This window comes from Blautia sp. JLR.GB0024, assembly GCF_037000545.1.
GTDB lineage: Bacteria > Bacillota > Clostridia > Lachnospirales > Lachnospiraceae > Blautia > Blautia celeris.
In genome coordinates this window covers 219,577-244,296 of record NZ_JBANBF010000004.1, presented here as the reverse complement: position 1 = coordinate 244,296, position 24,720 = coordinate 219,577, and the positions used below count along the sequence as shown (strand labels likewise).

Here is a 24,720-nt window from a genome sequence, read left to right as displayed (position 1 = left end):
TCAGTCCTTTCTGCGGGTAGTTTTCACAGATGAGGCGGCAATTTTTCCGCTTCTCTTCACTGCATTTGCCGCGATTTTCACCGGAAGCTTCTCATACAGATCCGGTTTGGAATGACCGGTACGTTTCAGATGAATGGCATCAAATTTACATTTTGTGGTGCACATACCGCAGCCCACACACATATAGGAATCCACCTGTACGGCACCGCAGCCCAGGCATCTCTCCGTCTCTTTTTTCATCTGTTCCTCTGTAAATGTCATCCTGTCATCCCGGAAAGTGCCCTTCTTCTCTTGTGCATGGGCAGGGCGCTGTCTCGGTGTATTGTCAAAGCTCTGCAGATCCACAGCCACGTTATTTTTATCAAAGGCGTGGTATTCTCTTCTGTCGCGGCCCAAGGTCAGAGTCTGTCCCGGCTGCACATATCTGTGGATGGAAATTGCTCCTTCCTTGCCGGCTGCGATGGCGTGAATAGCAAATTTCGGACCGGTACAGCAGTCGCCGCCCACAAACACGTTTTTTTCTCCGGTCTGATAAGTAAGGCTGTCAGCCTGCGCAGTGTTTCCGCGTCCCAGCTTCACTTTGCTGCCTTCCAGCAGGCTGCCCCACTCGATTGACTGCCCAATGGAGAGAAGAACCGTATCAGCCGGAACCGTAATGGTATCCTCCTCATCGTATTTCGGTGCAAAACGGTGCATCTCATCAAAGACAGAGACACAGCGCATAAATTCCACGCCTGTCACCTTTCCATCCTCTGTCAGAATGCGTTTCGGGCCCCATCCGTTCTGGAATTCCACATGGTCAGCCTCTGCCTCTTCAATCTCCTCATCCAGGGCAGGCATCTCCTTACGGCTTTCCAGACAGTACATTTTTACCGTGTCAGCTCCCTGCCTTGTGGCTGTGCGGGCCACATCCACAGCTACGTTGCCGCCGCCCACTACCACTACATTTCCGGCGAGGGTACGGCCGCATCCCAGGTTTACTTCGCGCAGGAATTCCACACCGGATACCACACCGGAAGCGTCCTCTCCTTCCACGTTCAGCCTGCGTCCGCCCTGGGCGCCGACTGCTATGTAAAATGCCTCGTAGCCCTGTTTTCTCAGTTCATCCAGTGTCACATCTTTTCCCACTTCCACGCCGGTCTTAAATTCCACACCCATCTCTTTCAGCACATCAATCTCTGCATTCAGCACCTCTTTTTCCAGGCGGAAGGAGGGGATTCCAAGTGCCAGCATGCCGCCCAGCTTCTCCTGTTTTTCAAAAACAGTCACCCGGTAATCATCTATGGCAAGGTAATACGCGCAGGAAAGTCCTGCAGGGCCGCCGCCGATAATGGCGATCTTATTGCCCAGATGGTAGCGTTTCGGCGGAATGTAGCGCACATCACTGTCCAGTTCTTTATCCGCGATAAATTTCTTGATCTCATCAATGGCGATGGGCTCGTCAATATCCCCGCGGGTACATTCATCCTCACAGCCATGCGGGCAGATACGGCCGCAGACAGCCGGGAATGGATTTTCCTTTTTGATCAGTTCCAGGGCCTCTTTGTATTTTCCCCTGGCAGCCAGCTTGATATAGCCCTGTACCGCAATATGGGCCGGACAGGCGGTTTTACAGGGGGAAGTTCCCTCCTCCGCCACATCCTGACGGTTCTCTCTGTAGTCCATATTCCAGTTCTTTTTGCTCCACACATGATCCCTGGCCGTAGGTTCCTCTGTCTTTGGAACCGGCTTTTTGGCACAGAGTCTCTGTCCCAGCTTCAGGGCATTTGTGGGACAGTTTTCCACACACTGCCCGCAGGCCACACACTCCTCCGGGTTCACCTCCGCTGTAAAATTGGAGCGGATGGCATCCGGTGTGCGGAACAGCGTTGCGATACGCATGGAGAAACAGGAACAGCTGCAGCAGTTGCAGATTGCCGCCGATTCACCCAGCCCGTCTGTTGCGGGCATCTCATGCATAAGACCGTTGTCCTCCGCAAATTTCAGGATTTCCAGCACTTCCTCCCGGCTCACCTGACGGCCTCTTCCTGTCCTGATATAATATTCTGCTCCTGTTCCCATCTGGATACAGATATCCTTTTCCAGATGTCCGCAGCCCTCGCCAAGCACCTTTCTGGACTGGCGGCAGGAACAGTCAGACACACTGAATGTATCGTATTTTCTCAGATAATAAGACAGCTTTTCCCAGGGCTGTACTCCCGGAAGGTCTTTGACAGCACTCTCCACAGGCGTCACACGCATCATTGCCATGCCTTCCGGAAAAAGGGGCGCCATAGGTGCGATCCTCTTTCTGGTATACTCCTCAAATGCCTTGCCGATCTCAGGATGCGCGGCAAGCTGCTCCCGGTTATTTACCATCATTTCCAGCATGCCAGGTGCAAAAATATTGATGAAATACCGGTCCTTCTTATCCTTTTTATCTGTCCATACCTTCACCACGCCTGTGTATGTAAGCTGGTCCAGAAGCTTTTTGGTCTCTTCCCGGCTTCTGCCGCATTTCTCCACAATATACTCAAAGGTACGCGGTTGGCGAAGCCCCATAACAAGGGCTACATCTGCCATATCATCCGTGACCACAGCATTCAGCGCATAGTATTCCGGAGCCTTCTCATCGATCCGGTTCATTGCCCCTGCAACACCGCCCACCATTTTTGCCAGTTTCACGATCTTCGGTCTTAAATTTGCCATATACAAACCCACCCTTTCTACCATTCTGCAGCCGCCTCGCTGCTCTTTTGCAACTCTTTAGATGCTCTTTTGCAGCTATCCTGCTGCTGTTCACAGTCCTGCTTCCGGATTACCTTGCTTCTCTCCACGTGTTTACTTCTGTCCTCAGCCAATCTGCCCACGCATCCACACCTTCCCCTGTCTTTGCGCTGATTGGGATCACTTTCGCCTCGGGATTGCGCAGTCTGATGTTTTCTCTGCATTTTTCCAGGTCAAAATCAAAATAGGGCATCACGTCGATCTTGTTGATCAGCACCACATCACATACGGAGAACATCAGCGGATATTTCAGAGGTTTGTCATCTCCCTCCGGAACCGATAAGATCATGGCGTTCTTCACTGCCCCCGTGTCAAATTCCGCCGGGCAGACCAGATTTCCCACGTTTTCCAGCACAGCCAGGTCCACGCTTCCGGTTCCCATGGCGTCAAGCCCCTGCCTCGTCATATCCGCATCCAGGTGGCACATGCCCCCTGTATGGAGCTGTATTACTTTTACCCCCATATTCTCTATGGTGCGGGCATCCACATCAGAGTCAATATCCGCCTCCATAATGCCGATCTTCAGCTCCTCCTTCAATGCCTCAATGGTCCGCTGCAGGGTTGTCGTCTTGCCTGAACCCGGGGAAGACATGAGATTCAGCAGGAATACCCTCTTCTCTTTCAGTTCTCTGCGAAGTTGCTCCGCCTGCCTGTCGTTATTATCAAAAATGCTTCGTTTTACTTCAATGGTACGGAATGCTTCCATTTCCACATCCCTCCTTTCCGTGCTGTTTCATACTCTCATCATACTATGCCGGAACTGCTTTTACTATAGACAAAACCGGCAGTCTGTCAAAAATTTTGACAAACCGCCGGTTCCGTAAACATGGCTGTTGTATCATGCTGTTTTATCTTCGTCCGGTTTCATGACCAGACATTCCTTTCACTATCGGAATACCAGCACAATTCCCATCCCGTCTTTCTCCCTCTCTGCAAACACTTCCCCGTCCATCTTCCGCATGATCTCCCTGCAGATATAAAGCCCCAGTCCGCTGCCCTGCTGCCCAAGACTGTTCGTCCCTCTGAAAAAGCTCTCGAAAATGTGATTGAAATCATTCTCCGACACGGCCTCACCCGTATTAAAAATGCGGATGAGCTGGCAGAAATCTTCCTCATAAAAGCTGATCTCAATTCTTCTGCCGTCCCCGTATTTAAAAGCGTTTTCCATCACATTGTCAAACACTTCCAGTACGCGGTCAATGTCCCCACGCACTAACCGGTTCTCATATCTGCCGATCTGCAGCTCCATCATTCGCACTGCGCACTTTTCCACATAGGTGTCTGCCACCCGCTTTACCAGTTCCTCCAGATAAAATTCTCCCATTTCCACCCGGATATCTAAAATATCTTCCTTTGAGCTTCTTATGATCTCCGCCACATATCCCTCAATCTCTTCTGCTTTCGCACAGATCTGCCGGGCAGCGTGGCACTTCTTCTCCTCTGTATCGTAGAGTCCCTGCTCCAGGGCTTTTCCGTAAAGTCTGATGGTCCCAAGAGGCGTCTTCATGTCATGGGACAAGGACAGCAGCATTTTTTTCTTTTCCTTTTCCAGCTCAAGCCTCCGCTTTTTCGTCACTTCCAGCGTATCTTTTAACTGCCCGATTCCCCAGAGAAAGTCACCGAAATATCTGTTCTTCTCCTGCTTTACCTCGCCTTTCAGATGGCCTTTTGCCAGCTCATAAGGCAGTTCGCTTACCCGGTTGAATGGACGGATGACCCGGTATTTCAAATACAGTAAAATTCCCACCACAAATGCTGCCATAAGTGCAAGACCAGCCTGCACGGTCACCATCACACCGCCCAGGCTCATATTTTCTTCCCTGTATGAAAACCGGAGATACCCTTTCAGACTGCTGTCCGTATACCAGGGTTTTATAACACTGCCTCCATTACTTTCATCACTGTAAAATGCCTCTGACTTCTCCCTGTCAGCCGCATCAGCAAGGGGCAGACTGTCAATCCTGTATACATCCCGAAATCCGCTCAGCTCCACTTCCTCCGGGCGTGTTCCCGCTGATATGGTATGGTACAGGCGGTTTATCTCCACCCGGAATTCCCTGTCTCTGTGCTCCTGCATCCGGTAAAGGATCTGACCTGTTCCCAGCGCCAGCAGCAGATAGAGACATACCGTTACTGCCAGAATCCTGTCATATTTCCTCATACCGATACCCCACACCCCAGACAGTCTGAATGCGCCTGGACGCCCTGGGATTTTCCTCTATTTTGTTTCGCAGCATTCTGATATGCACCGTCAGCGTCTGATTCTCACTGAAGCTGTCCATACCCCAGATCCGGTCAAAAAGATATTCCTTGTGAAGAGTCCTCCCCGGGTTTTCAGCCAGTAATAACAGCAGTTCATACTCTTTTACATTCAGCTCCACTGCCTGCCCGTCCCGGTAAACCTTCCGCGCATTTTTGTCTATGGTAAGGCCGCCTGATACCAGATAGTCCGTCTCACTTCTGGCCCCGTAAGTTCTCTGCAGCAGTGCCCGCACCTTGGCAGTCAGCAGGTCCGGGTCCACAGGCTTTTCCATATAGTCATCTGCCCCCAGACCGAATCCGTTTAACTTATCATCCTTTTCCGCTCTGGCACTCATGATCAATATGGGGATATCTCCTTTCTCCCGCACTGTCCGGCAGACGGCAAAACCATCCATGCCGGGAAGCATAATGTCGAGGAGCATGATCTTCACATTGTTCTCTTCCAGATATGCTGCCGCCTCCTCTCCGGTAGGTACCGGATGAACAGTAAACCCGCCTTTTTCCAAAAATGCCTGCAGAAGCTCTGCCAGCTCCCTGTTGTCTTCCACCAGCAAAATATCTTTCATACAAATCCTTTCTTTACCAGCCCAGCTTGATCAGCCAGTCATTCAATGTCCGCTCTCTTGCCCTCATATCCTGGTCTTTCTGCCATTTTCCAAGTGTAATGTCCTCCCGGATATCACCGTCCTCTATATAAAGCACCCGCTCACAGCGCGCCGCCACTTTCATATCATGTGTGACCAGAAGGATACTGGTCCCGTCCAGATTGATGCGGTTTAACTCCTCCATAACCTCTATAGAATTTTGTTTATTCAGCGCACCTGTAGGTTCATCCGCAAAGATGATCTTTGGCTCATTGATCAGGCTGCGGCAGATACAGGCCCTCTGAAGCTGCCCGCCGGATACCTCGTTGATGTCATTGTCCGCCACCTCACTGATTCCCAGCTTCTGCATCAGTATCTTTGCCCTCTCATTGACGGCCGCCCGGCCTTTCTTTGTCTTTCCCGCAGGTGTCTGATAGGCCGGCATAATAATGTTATCATAAATAGAAAGATTTTTCAGCATATACATCTGCTGAAACACAAACCCCATCTGCTCCAGCCGCATATCACTGATCTCATTTGCAGTAAGCCCTGTCATCTCCCGTCCAAAGAAATCCACCTTGCCCGCAGTGGTATTGTCCATGCCGCTGACTGTATAGAGAAGGGTCGTTTTGCCGGAACCGGAAGGCCCCATTACAGCCACCATCTCCCCTTGTTCTATCTCCAGATTAACATTTCTCAGAACATTATTCTGACGCTTCTCTATAATATATGTTTTGCACAAATTTGAAACTTTCAAAGACTCCATTTCTTTCTCCCTCCACCTGGATTTTTATTCTATATTATTCATTTCACGTATATGGATCTGTTTCACTTTTCCGGTTGCAAATATGGTAGCTGCGATGATTCCCACCATCAGGATTCCCGGATAGACACCGTACACCTGCCAGGGCACGACCTGGATCTCCACATCAGCCCCCATAATGGCAAAGATAGGTCTTAACATAAACCGGTTGCTCAGAAGAGACAGGGGAACTGCCGCTATCATAGATACCAGAACCACCCAGACCATACGAAGGATCTGCCACCTGCGGATACTCCGGTTGCGGAACCCCACACTTTTCATCATGGCGATCTCCCCCTTCTCTCTTACAATAAACAGCTTTTCCATAAGGGCAGTGATCAGCATGATAATGGCGCAGAGAAGACCGGTCATGGGCAGCAGAAGCTTTGCCAAAGAGTCCTGGATCCCGCCCACATTCTGGTCAACCAGAGACTGGGCGTCATCCCACTCATACTGCGGAAAATCCTTCTTAAGGTCAGCGGCCAGTTCCTTTTGTGTCTTATCCGTCTTCATATCCACAAGGATATTCCAGTAATCCGCCATCATCTCTTCCTTCATATCGATCACAGGATTCATCCTGCCGGACTGTCCCATCTGCATATAGTCAGAATACGTCCCTGTTATTAGTAATCTCTTCTCTTTGCTGCCGATATTTACATCTACCCAGTCTCCAATGTTCCATTTATTCTGCTTCAGCACTGTCTCGGAGAGAGCGATCTCATTTTCCAGCCTGGGGGCTTCCCCCTTGTCATAATGCAGATAATCATTGTTCTTTCCCAGATTCTGTAATACCAGAAGCTTCTGGTCTGAGACGACACCATCCTTAGAGATTTTCAGGAAATAAAACGGAATGCCCGTAAGCTCTGCATCATATCCCTTCGCCTTCATCTCCTGCTCCACACGCTGCATTCCTGCCAAAAGGTCATCCTTGTATCTGTAATTTCCCTCACTTGCCTTCTCGATTCTTCTCACATATACGGCGCTGTCAGGGTCCAGGGCAAACTTGACTACCATCTCCCGGCTCCTCATGGTATTGATGGTATTCAGCGGTATGGTGATCAGCACGAAACTGATGCAGAAGGTGATCATAAGCACCAGATACCGCCTCATATGGGTAAGCATATCGTTCAGTCCCAAAAACATGGGAACAGACATTTTCCCTCTCCTGTTCAGTCTGATTCCGGCTCTTCTTTTGAATCTCTCCCCTGTCTTTCCGCTCCTGATGGCAGAGATGGCTGATATCTTATCCAGCTTACCGGTACTGGTATAACAGAAAAGCATTACCAGCAAAACAATGCAACCGGAACATATAAAATTCACCCACAGGTTGGAGCCGCTGTCCTCCATGATCATATTTCTGCTGACACTTGCCACCATGGCCCTGCTGACCGGAATACTGGCTGCGAATCCCACCACAGTACCTGCCGTCACAAGAACCAGATATTTTAAGAGATATACCTTTTTCACAGCGAAATTCCGGAATCCCACTGCCTTCATGATCCCGATTTCCCGGTATTCTTCCTCCATGGTAAACACCAGCGTAAAGCGGAGTACCAGAAGGGCAATGAGGATCAGGCAGATACCGACCAGGATCAAAAGCGCTGCCATGATCATATCAAAAGAATAGATCATTTTATACATACTCTTTGAGACCGTACTTAAAACAGTGGTAAAGTCCTGGTTGTTCTGATCTCTCACAAACTCTGCCGCCTTGTCGGTCATAACACAGAACATACGGATATTCTCTGCATTCTCATCCTTTAGGAATGTTTCATAATCCTCTTCGCTGACGATGATCCGGTTCATTCCAACCATGTCGCTTCCAAAAGCCGCGTCCTTTATCTGCTCGGAAACCGTCAGTTTCCTTTCTGTCTTTCCCACTGAAATGGAGATCTTATCCCCGGACTCCAGATGGTTTCTCTCCATGGCATCCCTGGTCAGGGCAGCTTCACCTTTTTTCAGAGAAAACGGCTTTCCATCCAGGTCAAAAACCTTACAGTATTCCATACCTGCAGCGGCTAAATAAACGCTGGTGCCTGCGGCGGCGTATTCCTTTTTCTTTCCGTTTTTTATGATTTTCATATTCTGGTCATTGAGAGCGATCATACTGCTGTCTCCGTATTCCTTCACATCTTTCGCCCCATCGTCCAGCCACTCTTCTGTTTTCTCTTTCTCCGTATCTCCCTTCAAAATAAAATTCACATCCGGAACCCCGGAAAACTCCATGTAATAACTGATGGCCGAACTCACCACCAGGATATTGTTCACACTGCTAGCCAGAAAGATCGTGGCTATTGTGATGAACAGAAACAGTATCACATTGACCCCTTTTCTCCTCAGCAAATCCTTCTTTAATATTCTGTAAAGCATCTGACTATCCTTCCCTTTCCTGTTTTCTGAGAGGATTATAACCCTGTAATTGTGAAAAAATCCTTAAATCGGGGATTTTTCCTGTTTCATGTATCATATCATAGCCGCTGTACAAGTCTCATTCTTTTTTGTGAACATGTCTCTTTTTTCTGTTATAATTCTTTAGAGAAGTATCAGATTCAGAGTAGAGAGAAAGAGCAGTCCTGCATAAATAAGAACTGCTCCGCATGTGATTCTTCTCAATTGTATCAATTCGCGGATGTTCAATCGGAATTGCTATGGGGATTATATTCCTTTCCGCTTGAGAAAAATAGTGGATTCCGAATGAAATAACGGCTGGTAGGCCTTTGAAAAATAGTATTTACAAATTGTTTGAGCGGGGCTTGATTTTCAACTTGAATGGTCAATGATACAATTATCTGCCTTTGGCATTGGTTCAATTTCGTTGACATAAAAAATATAACTCCGCTGCCCGACAAAATGAGGGGTTTACCTAAAACGGACATAACAAAAATGAGGCTGTTTATTTTGTGGGTTCTATGATACTTTAATAGTATCAAAATGTGGGGCAGGAGGAAACTAGAGACTATAGGAAAGGAGGATCTATGAGGCTGAATGTGGATATTCTTTTCCAGCATCTGAGGAAAAGGTTTGCAGTGCAGGTTTTCGGAAATCATAGAAGCGATCTGCAGCTTCGCCGGCCGGAATTCTATACTGGGAGAGATGTAGATTTTAAACAAAATCAATGTTATATTGCTATGGCGGATTATCTGCCGGCAGTTCCAGCGGCCGAGGAAGGTACCGTTGTGATCGCCCTGGGAGGCCGCCCGCCGGCAGTCTATATGACGAATGAAACTTTATGCTGTATGGTATTGGAGACCTCTGACCAGATTGAGGTATTTAATACCATACAAAGAATTTATGATCGTTTCGAGGAATGGGAACTGAATTTGTTTATGATTTTGGATAAGGGCGGAAATATACAGAACATGATAGATATCAGCTTTCCTATCTTGGAAAATCCTATTGTAGTAATCGATTATGATTATCACTTTATTGGATACAGTGAAATCATCGATAAGATGGATTCCCTTGCCTATTACCGGCCGGAAGTAAGCGGACAGTATTCTCCGGAAAGACTGTCCAAGGCTCTTAATGGAGATAATAAAACCAGAATGTACAAAGCGCCGTTTCTCGATGAAGATACCGATCGAAAGGTTGTATATTTTTGCTCTAACCTTTTTGTAAAGGGCAGTTATGTGGGGTGTCTGAAAATTCCCTTTGTACTCAGGGACTATGATCCCGGTGATTTTATGGTGTCTGCATATTTGGCGCGGCTGATAGAACGGGCATTTGTCAGTAATGTCAGGCTGCAGAATGACTATGTAGAACCGGAAAAGATATTGCTCCGGGAACTGCTGGATGGCCACTCCATAGAAGAAAGCCGGAAGAAACCTCTGCTTTCGGAGTCTGATGACAGAAGCTATCTCTGTGTCAAGATCCTGGTTTCCGAAGAAACTGCCGACAAGATTCCCATCGTCTATATCCTGGGGCATTTGGAGGAGATGTTTGCGGAGTGCATCACCTTTGAATATAAACAATATGTAGTTGCATTCATACCTGTTGATGAAAGGCAGAAACAGGAAAATACCGTCCGCGGATTAAGGCAGCTGATAAAGACCATGCATTTGAAAGGGGGGATCAGCTGTCCGTTTCGAAGTCTCCTGAAGGCTAGAATTTATTGGCGTCAGGCAAGCATTGCCATCACCATGGGGGAGGAAATCTGTCCCGAGGAAGTCTGTCACAATTTTTCGGATTATAAACTGGCCTATATGTGTGAATGCTGTACCGGTGAATTTTCTTTAAATCAAATGATTTCGCCGGGACTTGAACGGCTTCTGGCACACGATCATTCTTCCCAGATCAGCTATGTGGATACATTAAAAATCTATTTGGATAACAATATGAATCTCAGTAAGACAGCGGAAAAACTATTTGTACACCGCACCACCTTAATTGAGCGGATCAAAAGGATTGAGGCGCTGCTTGATATGGATACGGAAGACCCTGATGAACGTCTGTATCTGCTCCTGCTGTTAAAGCGCCTAAAGATGAGGGAGCTGGAGAACAAAAGAAGGCTCACCGAAAAAAAGGAACAGGGAACAAAAAAATAAAAAAGCGAATTGTGTAAGCTGCTTGGAAATCTGACAGATTTCCGGGCAGCTTTTTAATTACATAGGAAGATGACCGCAATTTTTAGGGAATTTCCCCCGAAATACCGTGAATTCCGAGGATTTACGATACGGTCAAGATAATGTTATAAAAAGGATAACGGATTGAACATACAAATTTTAACAATCAAAGAGAGGAAGAAGTTGCGTATGGAATTGAAAATTAAAAACAAAAGCCTTTTTTTAATTGCCATACTCCTGATGGGGACTGGCACTCAGTTCTTCAATTATGGATGTAATACGGCAATGACACCGCTGCTGAAAGAAATCAATGGGTATCATCTCTATTCTCTGGCCGCAGCATTGGGAAGTACCGGCACTATGATTGCACTCCCGGCGGTGGGGGCATTGGGCGGCAGAACCGGACGGAGAAATATTATTGTAATCGGTGCTTCTATTATGCTCATCACCATGGCGGGTACTTATTTTACCTATAATCCTTACATTTTTATGATGCTTCGCTTTATCAGCTCCGTCGGCTGTGGTTTGGTCATGTCCGCTCCCTATTCCATAATTGGTACTGTATGGGATCGTCAGACAGCTATGAAATACTACGGATTTATTTCTACATTCAATGCCATTGGCGCGTTATGCGGCCCTCTATCAGCAGGCGCTTTGGTAGATGCAGGATTTGGACGGATACCATTTCTTTTATGGCTTCCCTTCTACTTGTTTGCCATTATAGTTATCTGCATAGCGTATCCCAATGAAAAGCAGGAATCAAAATCCAGGTTTGATGTTCTAGGCCTTGTTTACTTGTCCTGCATTGTGATACCACTGGTTCTGTGGCTGGGACTTTCCGGCGCAGGAAAGCCGCTGGCATGGGTGGGGCCCGGCCTCATTCTTCCTGTAATCGTGATAGTCTTTGCAATCCTTCTTGTCAAACATTCTGCCAAAACGGAAAGCCCTGCTGTTCCTCTCCATATTTTCAAGGAAAAAAGATTCTGTACCGCTTTTTTTGTAAATATGCTGGTTGTTTGCTTTTCCACCTGTACTTCCGGTTACGTACTCAACTATATTCTATATAGCATGAACCGTTCCGCCACCATGGGCTCTACTTCAACGGTTCCCATGAATATCACCCTTGTGATTTGCGGTCTTTTTATGGGCAGCATTCTCAAGAAAAATTTTGTAAAAAATGTCCGTACGATGATGATCCTGGGAACTCTGTCACTACTTGCAGGGCTTAGCTGCTACTGTATTTTGAACCCGGATTCTCCCATGCTGCTGGTTTGGATTGGATCCGCCATTGGCGGTATCGGAAATTCTATCAATCAAACCTGTATGACTCCCTACTTCCAGTATGGGCTTCCAAAGGAAGAATTTGCTGCCGCACAGGGAATGTATCAATTCTCCGCCACCGGTATGGCATCTGTTTTTGTACCGTTTGTGGGTATCTTTGTCAACATGACCGGCAGCATTAAACCGGTATTTTATATTGCTGCAATACTTGCTTTGATTAACGTATTGCTAGTTGTGTTCTTTGTAAAGATCAGCCAGGAAGACGAGGCAGCAGTGGAAGGAACGCAGGCATAGGTCAGAGATTAAGATTCGGCGCTGAAAAGGGATACCCTATGGGTACAGCTTTTTGGCTCCCGAATCCTATCAATAATATTAGGAGGTATTTTTATGAGGAAACAATTAACTGTCATTACCGGGGGTAGCAGCGGTCTGGGTCTTGCTTGTGCATCGTGCATGGCCCACGAGACAACTTTAGTGCTCTGTGCCAGGGGGCCGGAAAAACTGGCAGAAGCTAAAAAAAATCTGGAGGCTTACGGTGCAGATGTGATCCTCTATCCTCTGGATGCCTCGGACAGAGATGCCGTGCAAGATGCGGCAGCAGAAATTGCAAAGCTGGGGGATATTGTCCACGTAATCCATACCGCAGGTGTTTCCCCGGCCAATACCGGGCGGGATGATATCCTCCGTATCAATTTGATGGGACCCATTCACGTAGTGGAGGCATTCTATCCGATTCTGGCTGAGGGAGGGACCTGTATATTGTTTGGTTCTACGGCCGGCTACGCCTTGGAGTGTGATGAGTCAAAGGCCCCTCTGCGCACTATATTAAATGAAATATATGAAGGTTGGAGAGAGCCCGACTTTCTGGACAGATTCCGGAGCTTTCTCTGCGATACAGTGAAATTGCCGGAAGCCCACCAGGCAGGTATGGCATACAGCATATCCAAACGCTTCGTGAAATACTTTGTCTATGCAAATGTGCAGCGTTTTGCCTCCAGGAACTGCCGGATCCTTTCCGTTTCCCCTGGATCCTATTTGACACCCATGCACCAGGCTTTGATTGAAAATTCACCGGCCTCTGCAGAACGTGCTATGTCAGGGATTCCCTTAAAACGCTGGGGACACCCCTATGAAATAGGTAAACTGGTACAATTTCTTTGCAGTAAAGGCGCTGGTTATATCACCGGCGTAGATATTCTGGCAGACGGCGGCTGCAGCTATGCAGGTTCTGTCACACAAATTGATTAAGGAGGAATCAACATGAGTAAAAAAATTGATGAACGAATTCCCAATACCGTAGGAAAAGGCGTACTTCCGGATTATCCGGCAGTTGCCACCCCTTGGGGGCGGCTGATTTCCTATTATGAAGCAGCCCAGCATTCCCAAAGAAATATTGCAGTGTACAGTGCAAATTTGATGCAGGTCTACCGTATTTTAATACCAGATTACGAAGAGCGGTCAGAAATCCTTTGTGCAAATTCTTATAAGCGAATGCTGGATGCATTTTCCAGTCCCATTGGAAAGATAGCAGGGATTGACACCAACAATGTGCATCCATTTATGAGAGGCAATTTCCCCGGCTGCCTCAACGGAGATTCTGGTGATGAAGCGCTATTAATGTGCGGCAGGGTCAACGATTTCGGTACCTACCGTGTGGAGAAAGAGTTGGATACCTGTCCCTGGGACATTATCGGAACTGAGCTTTGCCGCGCAACCACGACCTCCCTGCAGGGGGTTTGCGATGGGGAAGCAACCTTAAAAAAAGCTGGACCCAATGTGGAGCTTCACATGATCGAAGCAAGAGGAGCCGGTGATCTGCATTGCCGTATCGTGGGTGAGAACCGTGAAAAATTTCCGATGCCTGCTCACAAGCAATGGGAAAGCTTTGGTCCCATAGCAACGGCAGATATGATCAAATATACGCCTGAGGAGGAAATGCTGAAAGATTCTCAGTTCTTCCGGGAAGAGTGTAATTATCATTTTAACAATGGCACCTGTGCAGAATTTGATGCTGCAACGTGGTTTCGGCCTAATGGAAGTTCTGGGGGCGCCGGTTATCTGTTCCCTGTATTTGCAGAATTGATTCAAAGCGGCAGAATCACAGAAGAAGATTTAGATCGGACAATCCACTGTGTTTTTGAGAGCGCAGGAAAGTCGGCCTTCGGCGGATTCTATGCCGTTGAGGGTGTAAGAAACTGGCTGGGCGTTCCGGCAGAAATAAAAGATGGACGTGTGATGGGCGGTTTCCTGGAAGTTTATCTTGCCTGCCAGGGAGTTCCTGTAGAAGCAGAAGCCTTCAACAGCGAAGAGGTCATATTACGGATTAACCGTGGGGCGCTGGAACAAAGAATGCCCAAACAGTCTGCTGCCTATCTTTCTTATTGGTATGGAATGACCAAGACCCTGGTGAGCGCTCTTTGGTCATTGTGGGAGGAAGCAGGGCCGGATGCGGCAGAAATCCTTCGTGTGAAAATAGCTAAAAAAATTGACAAGTTTTGCTGATAACAGGGAAAGGAGAAACGGTATGTATAATAAAAATGTATACAAATATGATGAAATGAAGCGCAAAGAGCATATGGCTGTTCGTGAAACCGTAGGATGGTATTTCTGGACCCATCAGCTTCTGGAAGTGAGCGGCTCTGATGGGGCAGCATTTTTAGATAAGATCTATGCCAATCCCATTGGTAATCTGAAAGCCGGCAGGGAACGATATACCACGATGCTGAACGAACAGGGCGAAATTATTGACGATGTGGTTGTATTCCGTTGGGAAGAAAACAAATTCTGGATTTCTACGCTGTTTCTGAATAAGCTGGTGAAATGGTTTGACGCGCAGAAGGGGACAATGGATGTGAAGTATGAAGATATAACGCCCAGATATGATATGTATGCCGTCCAGGGACCCAAGTCAAGAGATATGCTCAATATGATCACTGATACTCCCGTAGACGAGATGAGATTCTTTTCCTTTGAAGAAAGGAAAATAGACGGAATACCGGCACTCATCAATCGGGCAGGATTCAGCGGAGAAAAGTTTGGCTATGAAATATACATCGCACCGGAATATGATGGCATGTTGGAATCAAAATTGAAAACAGCGGCCACAGCTTTTGGGGGACAGGAGGTTACTGATTTTCAAATTATGGCATGGACATTGCCCACAGAAAAAGGCTTTTACTATATGAGAGACCTGATGCATACCAACCCGCTGGAGGTCGGCCTTGATGTCGGCATAGGCTGGAATAAAGATTTTATTGGCAAGGAAGCGCTTTTGAAAATAAAAGAAGAAGGCCCGAAACATATTATGGTGGGATTTACGATGGAGGAAGCAGATGTCCGTGTGAACGGCAAAGATCTGGGCGGCCCCGGAACTCCCGTCATAAAGGATGGGGAAGAGGTAGGCCGGGTATCCAAGTGCAATTACAGCTATGTACTGGATAAACCCATTGGTTACATTTATGCAGAAACCGGTAAAGTGGCAAAAGGAGACACAGTTACCATCAATGGCGCCCAGGCAGTTATCTGTGATACGGTATTTGTTTAGAATGAACTCATGGATCCGGCAGTTTAACCGGGAAAGGAGAAAAGTATGAGATTTAAAGATAATATAGCCCTGATCATCGGAGGGGCCAGCGGTATGGGGAAAGCCACTGCTCTTTCACTGGTTCAGGAAGGAGCTCATGTTGTTGCCTTTGATTGGCAGGAGGATAAGCTGGCGCTTCTACAGGCCCAGGCAGATGGGCCGGGAACCTTGGAAACCTTTGCAGGCAATGTAAATGATGCCGGAGCAAGGAAAAAGATCGCTGATTTTATGAAAGATAAATTTGGAAAGATCGATTCTATGGTCTATGCAGCGGGTCTCGTTGATTTTATGACAGCGCCCCATAATTGTGATGACGAACTGTGGGATGCATTGATGAATGTTACTGTGAATTCTGCGTTCAAACTCACAAGGGATCTGCTGCCTCTTTTATGGGATCACGAAGGGAAAAGTTCCAGTGTCGTTTACATTTCTTCTGTAGGTGGTTTTGAACATACCAGCAGCGGTACAGCGTATGTGGCGGCCAAACATGCGCTGACTGCTCTTTCAAAGAATCTGGCCTGGAGCTATCGTGACCGTAATATGCGGGTGAACCTGGTCAACCCCGGAGCTATCCGTACTCCCCTCACACAGAATACCGAGCTGGTACTTCCGGGGCGGAAGATGGATCCGGAAGGCATTGGCCTGTTTTATAAAAACGGTGTAAATATTCTTCGGGGAGAAAAGCAGCTGGGAGATGCCTCGGATATCGCATCGGCTGTATGCTTTTTCCTGTCAGAAGATTCTAAATTTTGCTGCGGTGCAGAATTGACGGTGGATGGCGGATGGTGCAGCTATTAGAGGCTGAAAAACCATCGTCCTTCTGTGGAACTTCATAGATATTATTGGAAGGGCATCTTCTCCAGATGAATTTTTAACACCGCTCTTTTAACAGATATAATTAATAGCGATGGGTGGTGAAATCACCACCCATCGGTAAAGAATCATTACTATGTATTGTTATCGAGAGAGTTTCAAAGTTTGTGTAAACAGAAAAAACTGATATAAGAATAGAATTAACATCTGTACCATCTTTGACTTTTACGTTGTTTTCTTTTAAGTAAGCTCCCATCATTTCCCTGTGTGCTGCCTTCCCGAGAGCTCCGCATCAACTGTTTTTCATCCTAAATTACTATCATTCTTTTCCTGGCTTCATACATAAATTCTTCCCTGAAATCCGGATGGGCAATGGAAATTGGCTCCGCACATACATGACCAAAAAAGTCTACCTCAAGGGCTCCATTTACAGACATAAAGTCAGGCAGGATATGTTCATGATTAAAGAGGCCTGCTCTTGTCGTGTTGCTGGGTGGAGAGCCAGTCTCTAGGGCGGAGAGAAGGGGGTAAAGAATACCAGTATTCCAGAATAACTTATATAATGGTGTTATGCGTAAGACCGCGCAGTGGATAACATTTCCAGATAAGAATCAAAAGTTGTTGTTGAGTTTAAAGATCCATGATAAACTAAGCATAGCAGTTTGAGTATAAATGTGGTTGTTTAGGTAGGGGTATCTTAACAATACAACAAATATACAAAAACTGCTACTTTTTTTAATATAGGAGGATCACCGTACTTGGGGCTGGCCGTCGCGCCAGCGACTTGGTACAATATAAAAAACATACCTCAGGTCACGTAAAAAGGAATGGTGCAGATGAAGAAGAAAAAGCCCAAAATGGAGTTCAGATATTACAAAATACCGGCGGACAGCCATATGCTTCCGCTGACAGGTAAAAATTTAAAACAGTGCTATGGTGTGGAGGTGGATTACCTTCATTTTCACAATCACATGGAAATAGGATACTGCTATTACGGAGAGGGTACATTATCCCTGGAAAATACAAAACATGAATTTCAGGGCGGCATGTTTTCCATCCAAAAAAGCGGCTCCGTGCAGCCCCTTTTTATCGGATTACCAGGGTGCCTGCTGTCACCAGGAATGCCAGGGTGCTTATTTGGAACTGTGGGACTACTTCCGTATCCTGGACCCCTGCCACGAGCAGGAGCAGGATTTTTTCAGACAACTGCAGTATATTGACATCAGAAACCTGGCTCCCTGGGTAAAGGCAGATGTTTTATGGGGAATTGGACTGGAAGATAAGGCATGCCCGCCTTCCACCCAGTTTGCAGCTTACAATGCCCTTACTTCCGACAAAAAAATGATTATATATCCGGAATATGGCCATGAACCCTTTCCTGGTTTTCAGGACAAAATGATGCAGTTTATGACCGAATTGCTTTAACTTTTCCTATACAAATGCCTCCACATACAGTATAATCAAACCAGAAAATCAAAATAATTTTTTCGAACAATAAAAGGAGGCATTTTTTATGAAACGATATGTTATGTCCGCGTAGCAAAGGCTATTGCGGATACTCATCAAATATAAAATAGCCTTTGTGAATCCTGGAATTTTAAAAATCAAGGAGGACAGGATGAGCTACAAAAAGGCTGATAAGATTCTTCCCAAAGAACTGCTTGAAATAATACAGCAGTACGTGGAGGGAGAGAGTATTTATATTCCCAGAAAGACGGAAAACAGGCGTTCCTGGGGGGACACTACAGGAATCCGGCAGGAAATCGCCGCCCGCAATACCAGGCTGTTCCGTGATTATCAAAATGGCGCGGACCCCGTCCGGCTGGCAGATAAATACTGTCTGTCCCTGAAAAGCGTACAGAGGATCTTATTACAGGAAAAAAGAAAATAGTTGTAACTATTAAGCAGACAATGTCAGTTGCAAATAGTTTCCTCTTGAGCAGATACCATATTTCCCAATGGGTATCTGCTCATTTTCTTTTGGAAAAAAGTTTAAGGTAGCACTCCCCCGCATCCTCCCGTTATAATAACCCCATATCGTAAAAAGGAGGAACTACCATGCTGGAACCCAAGAAAAATGCATAGCAGAGGCTATTGCATATTAACAATTTCATATTGAAATAGCCTTTGCAGATCCTGACCTGATAAAACGCGAAAGGAATATGCATATGAGCTATTTAAAAGAGGAGACCTGGGCCATACTCCCTGCCTCCTCCTATAAAATCATCAGAAACTGTCCGAAATGCGGCACAAAATCCCTGTTTCAAAGTACCGGGGATTTCCGCATCAACGCCAATGGAAAATGTGTGGATATCTGGCTGATCTACCAGTGCGAAAAGTGCAGATCCACCTACAATCTGACTGTTTTTGAGCGCATCAGCCCTCAAAAACTGCCCCGGGATCTGTATCAGAAATTCCAGGAAAACAACAGCAGCCTTGCCCTGAAAATCGGCACTGACAAGAAAATATTTGAGAAAAACCGGGCTGTTGTGAGGGAGGATTCTGTCTCTTACACCGTCTCCAAAAAAGAGGCATTTCCCTCTGTCTCCCGGCAAAATCCGACCGAAAACTGCCGGATGATCCATATCCAGAATCCGCATGACCTGAAAATCAGAACTGATAAATTTCTGGCCGAGCAGCTTTCTGTCTCCCGTTCCAAGATCAAACGCCTGTTTACAGAGGGCCTGCTGCGCGGCAGCAGTGATGAGAATCTGGAAAAGATTCATCTCCCCCGCAGTCTGACTGTCCTTCTGGATATGGACCTCTGATACCTGACAAAATAATGAAACGGCAGAGAATGTCCTGACAAAAGACATTCCCTGCCGTATTCTTATTTCTTTCCAGTACCCTGAATCATTCATCCTGCATTTTCTGTTGCCGAAGCCGTATCTTTCTCCATCTTCTCAATGGTCCAACCCGTCTGCGCACAGATCAGAGACACAATGGGATTGATAAGATTCAGGAAACAGAACGGTGCATAAATCCCCGTTGTCACCCCAAGGACCCCTGAAAGAAACGCGGCATCCGTCCCCCATGGAACAAAGGGCGCACACAGGGTTCCTGTATCCTCCAAAGCCCTTGACAGATTCTTTGGATGCAGTCCTCTTTCTTTGTAAATATCCTTGAACATCCTCCCCGGAATAATCAGCGCCACATACTGCACGCCAGTGGCAAAATTGGTGAAAATTGTGGATAAAAGGGTTGCCGTTATGACTGTGGAATCCTTCCTGGCATTCTTCAGCGCCCGCTCAATAACTGTATTCACCATACCGCTCTTTTCCACGATACCTGCAAAGGAAAGTGAAATGAGAATGAGGCAGATGATCTCCATCATACTGGTCATGCCGCCCCGATTCAGCAGTTTGTCCACCTCTGCCACTCCTGTCTCAATGGAAAATCCGGAGAAGGCGGAGGAAATCACGGACTGCAGGTCAGCCCCCTGGAAAACCAATGCAAACACACATCCCAGAAATGCCACTGCGATCAGCCCAGGCAGCGCCGGTATCTTTTTGATTACCATGATAATGACCAGCACAGGCGGTATCAGCATGATTGGAGAGACATAGAAAATATCTTTCAACGTTGAGGTATACAGCTCCACCAGGGAGGAATCAAAATTATTCCCCGCGAATTTGATACCTATGATTCCGTACAGGATAAGTGCGATAATAAAGCTCGGCCCTGTGGTGTAGATCATATGGCGGATATGGGTAAAGATATCCGTCCCTGCCATGGCAGGCGCCAGATTGGTAGTATCGGACAGAGGGGACATCTTGTCACCAAAATACGCTCCTGATATAATGGCACCTGCTGTCATACCCGCGGGCACACCCAGCCCGCTGCCGATTCCCATCAGCGCCACACCGATGGTCCCCACTGTGGACCAAGAGCTTCCTGTGGCAGTAGCAATCACCGCACAGATCAGGCAGCTTGCCAGCAGAAAAACCGACGGGGATAAGATTTTCAGTCCGTAGTAGATCATGGTGGGCACGATTCCTCCCAGCAGCCAGACGCCGATGATAACACCAATTGCCAGAAGAATCAGAATCGCCGGTACAGCCGCCTTAATGGTATCCCCGATACCTTCCTGCAGTTCATCCCAGGAATATCCTGAACTCACAGCCACGATTCCAGCCACAATGGCCGCGATGAGCATTGCCACATGGGCAGGCCCCCCAAGACCGGTTGTCACTGTCAGAAGTGCCGCAACTACAAATGCAAACACAAACACTGATTTAGAAAATGTCATATTTTTCTGCCGTTCTTTTTTCCCGCCACTCATAATTTTCCTTCTCCTTTTTTCCCTGTATGGAATGTGCTTTCTCTCTCTATCCAATCTGCCGCATCAAAAACGATTCCTTTTACCGCTCTTTCCTTGTACAGCTTTTCCGCCTCTGTTATCTTTAATTTTGATTCCCTGGTCCTGTTGCTTCTTATGCCTCTTATTTTATCAGCCAGCCACGCAGCGGCCTCCTCCCTGCTTTCCTCTGAATTTTCTCCGAGAAGATATGCCTTTTCAAACTCCACGGGCCTTATATCCACCGCCCCAATGAAGCCTTTCATGTCCTTCTTTTCATTATCCTCCTCTTTCCAGGAAATGCACAGGGAAATCTGCGCGATTGTGACCTCTCTTCGGCTTCCCAGTTTTACAAAACAACTTTTTCTTTCCTCCTCCAGGGGAAGCAGAATGGACGTTATAAGCTCATTTCTGCCCAGTAACGTGCACCCGTTTTCCAAAAGAAAAGATTCCGCATCCACACTGCGAATTCCGTTTTCTCCCAGGATCTCTATCTTCCCTCCGTACAGGAAGATACAGGGTATAATGTCACCGGCAGGTGAGGCATTTGCCAGACTGCCGCCCAGCGTTCCCTTGTTGCGTATCTGCTGGGATCCTACCTGACTGCAGGCCATGGCAAGCGCAGTAAAATATTTCCTGATAAAGGGATCTTCCGAAGCCTGGGTATGGGCAGCCATGGCACCGATTTTCAGCCATTCGCCCTGCCTTTCTATGGCTTTCAGTTCTTCCATCCTGCAAAGGCTTAAATACAGATCCGGCTCCTTTTTTCCTGACCTGATTTTCGGCATCAAGTCTGTACCGCCGGCCAGGATCACAGACTTTTCCGTCAGTCTCTGCAGATCCTCTTTCAGCTCACCCCAGCTTTTGGGCTGTAAATACTCTGTGCTCATACTGCACCTCCGTTCCCGCTGGCGGCCGCCTCATGAATGGCCTCCCGTATTTCCCGGTACCCGGAACATCTGCAGATATTTCCGGCAATGGCACGGTTTATCTCCTCCTGAGTGGGGTTGGGATTATGAAGAAGAAGCGCCTTGGCGGACATTACCATGCCGCTGGTGCAGAATCCGCATTGAACAGCACTTTTTTTGATAAAAGCCTTCTGGATGGCATCCAGCTCACCGTTCTTTTCCAGTCCTTCAATGGTCAGCAGCTCGCTGTCCTCCAACTGTCCGGCAACAGCAAGGCAGGAATGGATGGCCTGTCCGTTTAAGACCACAGTGCAGGCACCGCACTCCCCCTCCCCGCACCCTTCCTTGGTGCCGGTCAGATGCAGATCCTCCCTGATAAAATCCAGAAGCCGTTTTTCCCCCGGAACCTCCATGGTCTTCTGCTCTCCATTTAATACAAAATTCAATCTCATACTGTTTTTCCCTCCAATGCTTCCAGAATGACCGCAGGTGTCAGGGGAAGCCTGGTCAGATTTGTTCCCAGCGCATCGTTGACCGCTGCCACAATGGCAGGCGCCACAGGCACTACCACAACTTCCCCTATGGATTTCGCCCCAAACGGGCCGCTGTTCTCAGGCTCTTCAATCAGCAGAGTCTGGTAGTCAGGCAGGTCACAGGCATTGGCCACCTCATAATTCTTAAAATTCGTTATGAGTGTCTGCCCTGTCACCGGATGTATTTTGATCTCCTCGCAGAGCGCCATTCCCATTCCCTGCTGAATACCGCTTCCAATCTGCCCTCTGCAGAGGTCAGGATTGATGGCTTTGCCAATATCATGTACAGACAGGCAGTGCATAATCTTCGTCATGCCCGTATAGGTGTCCACCTGTACCTCTGTAAAATGAGCTGCTGCCACGCCGGGATTTTCTCCGGCATTGGTGGTATTGGCATAGTAGATATCCTGTCCCATGGTCTGAATGGAATACCGGATGACTTCCGGCAGAGATATCCGCACGGTCTCCTCCATCTCCTTAAAAAACTCACCTGCCCGGTAGCGAAGAAAGCTTTTGCTGCATCCAAGGGCTGCCGCTGCCGTCTCCCTTGCCATTTCCAAAATGTGCTCACAGCACTGCTTCACAGACTGCCCCAGGGAATATACTGTCCTGCTGGCGTAACAGCCGTAATCGTAAAGGCTGTTCTGTGTATCCGCCTCGTTCAGCTCAATCTTCTCCAGACCGATCTCCATGATTTCGGACGCGATCTTCTTCATAGCCATCACAGTTCCGCAGCCGTGGTCATGGATTCCCACATGGATGATCAGGCTGCCGTCCTCCTGGATTCTGGCGGCTGCTGACGCCACATCCACCCTGTAAGGATAAAAGGAGCTGGTGTGGGATGCCAGCGCCATACCGATTCCGTATCGGTATCTTCTCTGTTCCCTGTTTCTTTTTTTACAGGCTTCTTTCCTTTCTTCCCAGCAAAAGACCTCCCGCCCTTTTAACAGACACTCCTGGAAATGGACATTTCCCACCGGAATCTTATGTACCGCTTCTGTCTCATAGGGATAAAGGATGTTCTTCAGCCTGAATTCCACAGGGTCCATTCCCATCTCCCTGCACACCATATTCCAGTGGTTCTCTAAGAGCAGTGCCTCCTCACATGATCCCCAGCTTCGGAAACTTCCGTTTATCGGAGTATTGGTACAGACCACCCGGGCGTCAAAATGTATGTTTGGCATACGGTACACCTTTGCTATCTTCTCCCCAATGGTGGACGCATACCCCCTGGATACCGTAAGGTATGCGCCGGCATCCAGGGTACAGGACATGGACAGCCCCTCTATGGTTCCGTCCTTTCTGATCCTGCTCTTCACGGTTCCGTCCAGGCTATGCTTCATCATGGTATTCACAATCTGCTCTTCTCTTGTATACACCAGCTTTACATCTGCCTCCAGCATTCTGGCAGCATACGCGGTCAGCGGCTCCAGCAGTGTCTCCTGTCTGACTCCAAAGGACCCGCCCATGGGCGCCTTGATCACACGTACTCTTGCGTAGGGCATCCCCAGATACTGCGCCACTGTGCTTCTGACGCCAAACACGGACTGGCAGCCCGACCATATGGTGAGCTTGTCCGACGAGGCATCATACGCAGCCCTGCAGGACTGTGTCTCCATAGCCAGATGCGTCATTCTTCCGATATGGGATCTGCTCTCATGGAAGAACTCTCCCCGGGCTGTCTCAAAGTCCCCGTATTCAAAGGAAGGGACCTCATAGACATTTCCATCCCCGTGCAGGGGCAGTGCCTCCAAAGCTGCTGCCTCCTCCACAGATATGGCTGCCGGAAGTTCCTCGTATTCCACTGTGATCAGCTCACATGCTTTTGCTGCCGTCTCCTCCGAATCCGCCACAACTGCCGCCACCCTTTCACCCAGAAAGCGGACATGCCTGTCAAAGAGCTTTTCCTGGTTAGGTACGTTTTCCCAGGCTTCCACTCTGCCCCTGTCGTAACAGATATCCGGGGTGTTTTCACAGGAGTACACTGCCGCCACCCCCGGAAGTGCCAGCGCTTTTTCTGCATCCACCCGGCGGATGATCCCGTGGGCAACCGTCCCTGCCTTCAGCCGCATATGGAGCATACCCAAAGACTGCATGTCACTGCAGTATCTGACCCGCCCGGTCACCTTGCCGTAAGCCTGGTCATTTGACAATTCCTTTCCAATTACTTTGTATTTTTCCATTTTTTCCACCGTTTACTGCCTCTCGGATTTTATTTTTTCAAGCATACAGGCACCGTATCAAAAAAATATCAAAAAAGAAGTGTCAAAAAAAATTATTTTAATTGTAATCTTTTGACGCCTAATTTATAATAAGGAATAACATGATA

Annotated in this window: 19 protein-coding genes; 9 read left to right on the top strand and 10 right to left on the bottom strand. The window is 47.6% G+C overall.

The window, feature by feature from the left end:
• The 6 genes from V8Q34_RS11940 to V8Q34_RS11915 form a co-directional block, all read right to left on the bottom strand.
• Positions 1-2,688, bottom strand: a complete 2,688-nt coding sequence (locus V8Q34_RS11940) for an FAD-dependent oxidoreductase (protein ID WP_335835513.1) — start codon at positions 2,686-2,688, stop codon at positions 1-3.
• A 109-nt stretch (positions 2,689-2,797) separates the two neighbouring features.
• Positions 2,798-3,472, bottom strand: a complete 675-nt coding sequence (gene hypB, locus V8Q34_RS11935) for a hydrogenase nickel incorporation protein HypB (RefSeq protein WP_033139025.1) — start codon at positions 3,470-3,472, stop codon at positions 2,798-2,800.
• Between the two features lie 180 nt (positions 3,473-3,652).
• Positions 3,653-4,927 (bottom strand): sensor histidine kinase, encoded by a 1,275-nt coding sequence (locus tag V8Q34_RS11930; RefSeq protein ID WP_335835512.1) that lies wholly within the window; start codon positions 4,925-4,927, stop codon positions 3,653-3,655.
• Positions 4,914-5,594, bottom strand: coding sequence for a response regulator transcription factor (locus V8Q34_RS11925; protein WP_335835511.1), 681 nt, complete (start codon positions 5,592-5,594; stop codon positions 4,914-4,916). The genes V8Q34_RS11930 and V8Q34_RS11925 overlap by 14 nt, the downstream gene beginning before the upstream one ends.
• Before the next feature lie 13 nt (positions 5,595-5,607).
• Positions 5,608-6,378: an ABC transporter ATP-binding protein gene (locus V8Q34_RS11920; RefSeq protein WP_335835510.1), complete on the bottom strand. Its 771-nt coding sequence runs from the start codon at positions 6,376-6,378 to the stop codon at positions 5,608-5,610.
• A gap of 24 nt (positions 6,379-6,402) precedes the next feature.
• On the bottom strand, positions 6,403-8,784 hold the full coding sequence (locus V8Q34_RS11915; protein ID WP_335835509.1) for an ABC transporter permease: 2,382 nt from the start codon (positions 8,782-8,784) through the stop codon (positions 6,403-6,405).
• Between the two features lie 605 nt (positions 8,785-9,389).
• Here V8Q34_RS11915 and V8Q34_RS11910 point away from each other — a divergent pair.
• The 9 genes from V8Q34_RS11910 to V8Q34_RS11870 all read left to right on the top strand — a co-directional run bounded on the left by V8Q34_RS11910 (position 9,390) and on the right by V8Q34_RS11870 (position 19,421).
• The gene (locus tag V8Q34_RS11910; protein ID WP_335835508.1) at positions 9,390-10,958 is read left to right on the top strand and encodes a PucR family transcriptional regulator; all 1,569 of its coding nucleotides are present in this window, start codon (positions 9,390-9,392) and stop codon (positions 10,956-10,958) included.
• Positions 10,959-11,165: 207 nt separating this feature from the next.
• Positions 11,166-12,551, top strand: a complete 1,386-nt coding sequence (locus tag V8Q34_RS11905; RefSeq protein ID WP_335835507.1) for an MFS transporter — start codon at positions 11,166-11,168, stop codon at positions 12,549-12,551.
• Between the two features lie 93 nt (positions 12,552-12,644).
• Positions 12,645-13,505, top strand: a complete 861-nt coding sequence (locus V8Q34_RS11900; RefSeq protein ID WP_227209830.1) for an SDR family NAD(P)-dependent oxidoreductase — start codon at positions 12,645-12,647, stop codon at positions 13,503-13,505.
• 12 nt (positions 13,506-13,517) lie between these two features.
• Positions 13,518-14,759 carry a hypothetical protein gene (locus tag V8Q34_RS11895; RefSeq protein ID WP_335835506.1) on the top strand — a complete coding sequence of 414 codons (1,242 nt, stop codon included), beginning with the start codon at positions 13,518-13,520 and terminating at the stop codon, positions 14,757-14,759.
• 22 nt (positions 14,760-14,781) lie between these two features.
• Positions 14,782-15,801, top strand: a complete 1,020-nt coding sequence (locus tag V8Q34_RS11890) for an aminomethyltransferase family protein (RefSeq protein WP_335835505.1) — start codon at positions 14,782-14,784, stop codon at positions 15,799-15,801.
• A 45-nt stretch (positions 15,802-15,846) separates the two neighbouring features.
• A complete protein-coding gene (locus tag V8Q34_RS11885; protein ID WP_335835504.1) occupies positions 15,847-16,638 on the top strand; it encodes an SDR family NAD(P)-dependent oxidoreductase in 792 nt (263 codons plus the stop codon).
• Between the two features lie 1,044 nt (positions 16,639-17,682).
• Positions 17,683-18,078, top strand: coding sequence for an acetylxylan esterase (locus V8Q34_RS11880; RefSeq protein ID WP_227209834.1), 396 nt, complete (start codon positions 17,683-17,685; stop codon positions 18,076-18,078).
• A gap of 193 nt (positions 18,079-18,271) precedes the next feature.
• Positions 18,272-18,544 carry a CD3324 family protein gene (locus V8Q34_RS11875; protein ID WP_033139018.1) on the top strand — a complete coding sequence of 91 codons (273 nt, stop codon included), beginning with the start codon at positions 18,272-18,274 and terminating at the stop codon, positions 18,542-18,544.
• Between the two features lie 277 nt (positions 18,545-18,821).
• Positions 18,822-19,421, top strand: a complete 600-nt coding sequence (locus V8Q34_RS11870; RefSeq protein ID WP_335835503.1) for a DUF1062 domain-containing protein — start codon at positions 18,822-18,824, stop codon at positions 19,419-19,421.
• A gap of 89 nt (positions 19,422-19,510) precedes the next feature.
• On the opposite strand, the gene nhaC is transcribed toward V8Q34_RS11870, so the two are convergent.
• The 4 genes from nhaC to V8Q34_RS11850 are packed head-to-tail and all read right to left on the bottom strand — an operon-like array spanning position 19,511 to position 24,574.
• The gene (gene nhaC / locus V8Q34_RS11865; protein WP_335835502.1) at positions 19,511-20,935 is read right to left on the bottom strand and encodes a Na+/H+ antiporter NhaC; all 1,425 of its coding nucleotides are present in this window, start codon (positions 20,933-20,935) and stop codon (positions 19,511-19,513) included.
• Positions 20,932-21,840 carry an FAD binding domain-containing protein gene (locus V8Q34_RS11860; protein ID WP_148393202.1) on the bottom strand — a complete coding sequence of 303 codons (909 nt, stop codon included), beginning with the start codon at positions 21,838-21,840 and terminating at the stop codon, positions 20,932-20,934. Before V8Q34_RS11860 ends, nhaC begins: the two co-directional genes overlap by 4 nt.
• Complete coding sequence (locus V8Q34_RS11855) at positions 21,837-22,310, bottom strand: (2Fe-2S)-binding protein (RefSeq protein ID WP_148393203.1); 474 nt, start codon at positions 22,308-22,310, stop codon at positions 21,837-21,839. Before V8Q34_RS11855 ends, V8Q34_RS11860 begins: the two co-directional genes overlap by 4 nt.
• Positions 22,307-24,574: a xanthine dehydrogenase family protein molybdopterin-binding subunit gene (locus tag V8Q34_RS11850; RefSeq protein WP_335835501.1), complete on the bottom strand. Its 2,268-nt coding sequence runs from the start codon at positions 24,572-24,574 to the stop codon at positions 22,307-22,309. Before V8Q34_RS11850 ends, V8Q34_RS11855 begins: the two co-directional genes overlap by 4 nt.
• Between the last annotated feature and the right edge of the window lie 146 nt (positions 24,575-24,720).

Bases quoted from the DNA above. Each gene is read 5' to 3' on its own strand.
- V8Q34_RS11875 (WP_033139018.1), top strand. From the start codon at position 18,272: ATGAGCTACAAAAAGGCTGATAAGATTCTTCCCAAAGAACTGCTTGAA.
- V8Q34_RS11920 (WP_335835510.1), bottom strand. From the start codon at position 6,378: ATGGAGTCTTTGAAAGTTTCAAATTTGTGCAAAACATATATTATAGAG.
- nhaC (WP_335835502.1), bottom strand. From the start codon at position 20,935: ATGAGTGGCGGGAAAAAAGAACGGCAGAAAAATATGACATTTTCTAAA.
- hypB (WP_033139025.1), bottom strand. From the start codon at position 3,472: ATGGAAGCATTCCGTACCATTGAAGTAAAACGAAGCATTTTTGATAAT.
- V8Q34_RS11890 (WP_335835505.1), top strand. From the start codon at position 14,782: ATGTATAATAAAAATGTATACAAATATGATGAAATGAAGCGCAAAGAG.
- V8Q34_RS11925 (WP_335835511.1), bottom strand. From the start codon at position 5,594: ATGAAAGATATTTTGCTGGTGGAAGACAACAGGGAGCTGGCAGAGCTT.
- V8Q34_RS11905 (WP_335835507.1), top strand. From the start codon at position 11,166: ATGGAATTGAAAATTAAAAACAAAAGCCTTTTTTTAATTGCCATACTC.
- V8Q34_RS11915 (WP_335835509.1), bottom strand. From the start codon at position 8,784: ATGCTTTACAGAATATTAAAGAAGGATTTGCTGAGGAGAAAAGGGGTC.
- V8Q34_RS11870 (WP_335835503.1), top strand. From the start codon at position 18,822: ATGAGCTATTTAAAAGAGGAGACCTGGGCCATACTCCCTGCCTCCTCC.
- V8Q34_RS11940 (WP_335835513.1), bottom strand. From the start codon at position 2,688: ATGGCAAATTTAAGACCGAAGATCGTGAAACTGGCAAAAATGGTGGGC.
- V8Q34_RS11860 (WP_148393202.1), bottom strand. From the start codon at position 21,840: ATGAGCACAGAGTATTTACAGCCCAAAAGCTGGGGTGAGCTGAAAGAG.
- V8Q34_RS11880 (WP_227209834.1), top strand. From the start codon at position 17,683: ATGAATTTCAGGGCGGCATGTTTTCCATCCAAAAAAGCGGCTCCGTGC.
- V8Q34_RS11895 (WP_335835506.1), top strand. From the start codon at position 13,518: ATGAGTAAAAAAATTGATGAACGAATTCCCAATACCGTAGGAAAAGGC.
- V8Q34_RS11850 (WP_335835501.1), bottom strand. From the start codon at position 24,574: ATGGAAAAATACAAAGTAATTGGAAAGGAATTGTCAAATGACCAGGCT.
- V8Q34_RS11930 (WP_335835512.1), bottom strand. From the start codon at position 4,927: ATGAGGAAATATGACAGGATTCTGGCAGTAACGGTATGTCTCTATCTG.
- V8Q34_RS11855 (WP_148393203.1), bottom strand. From the start codon at position 22,310: ATGAGATTGAATTTTGTATTAAATGGAGAGCAGAAGACCATGGAGGTT.
- V8Q34_RS11900 (WP_227209830.1), top strand. From the start codon at position 12,645: ATGAGGAAACAATTAACTGTCATTACCGGGGGTAGCAGCGGTCTGGGT.
- V8Q34_RS11885 (WP_335835504.1), top strand. From the start codon at position 15,847: ATGAGATTTAAAGATAATATAGCCCTGATCATCGGAGGGGCCAGCGGT.
- V8Q34_RS11910 (WP_335835508.1), top strand. From the start codon at position 9,390: ATGAGGCTGAATGTGGATATTCTTTTCCAGCATCTGAGGAAAAGGTTT.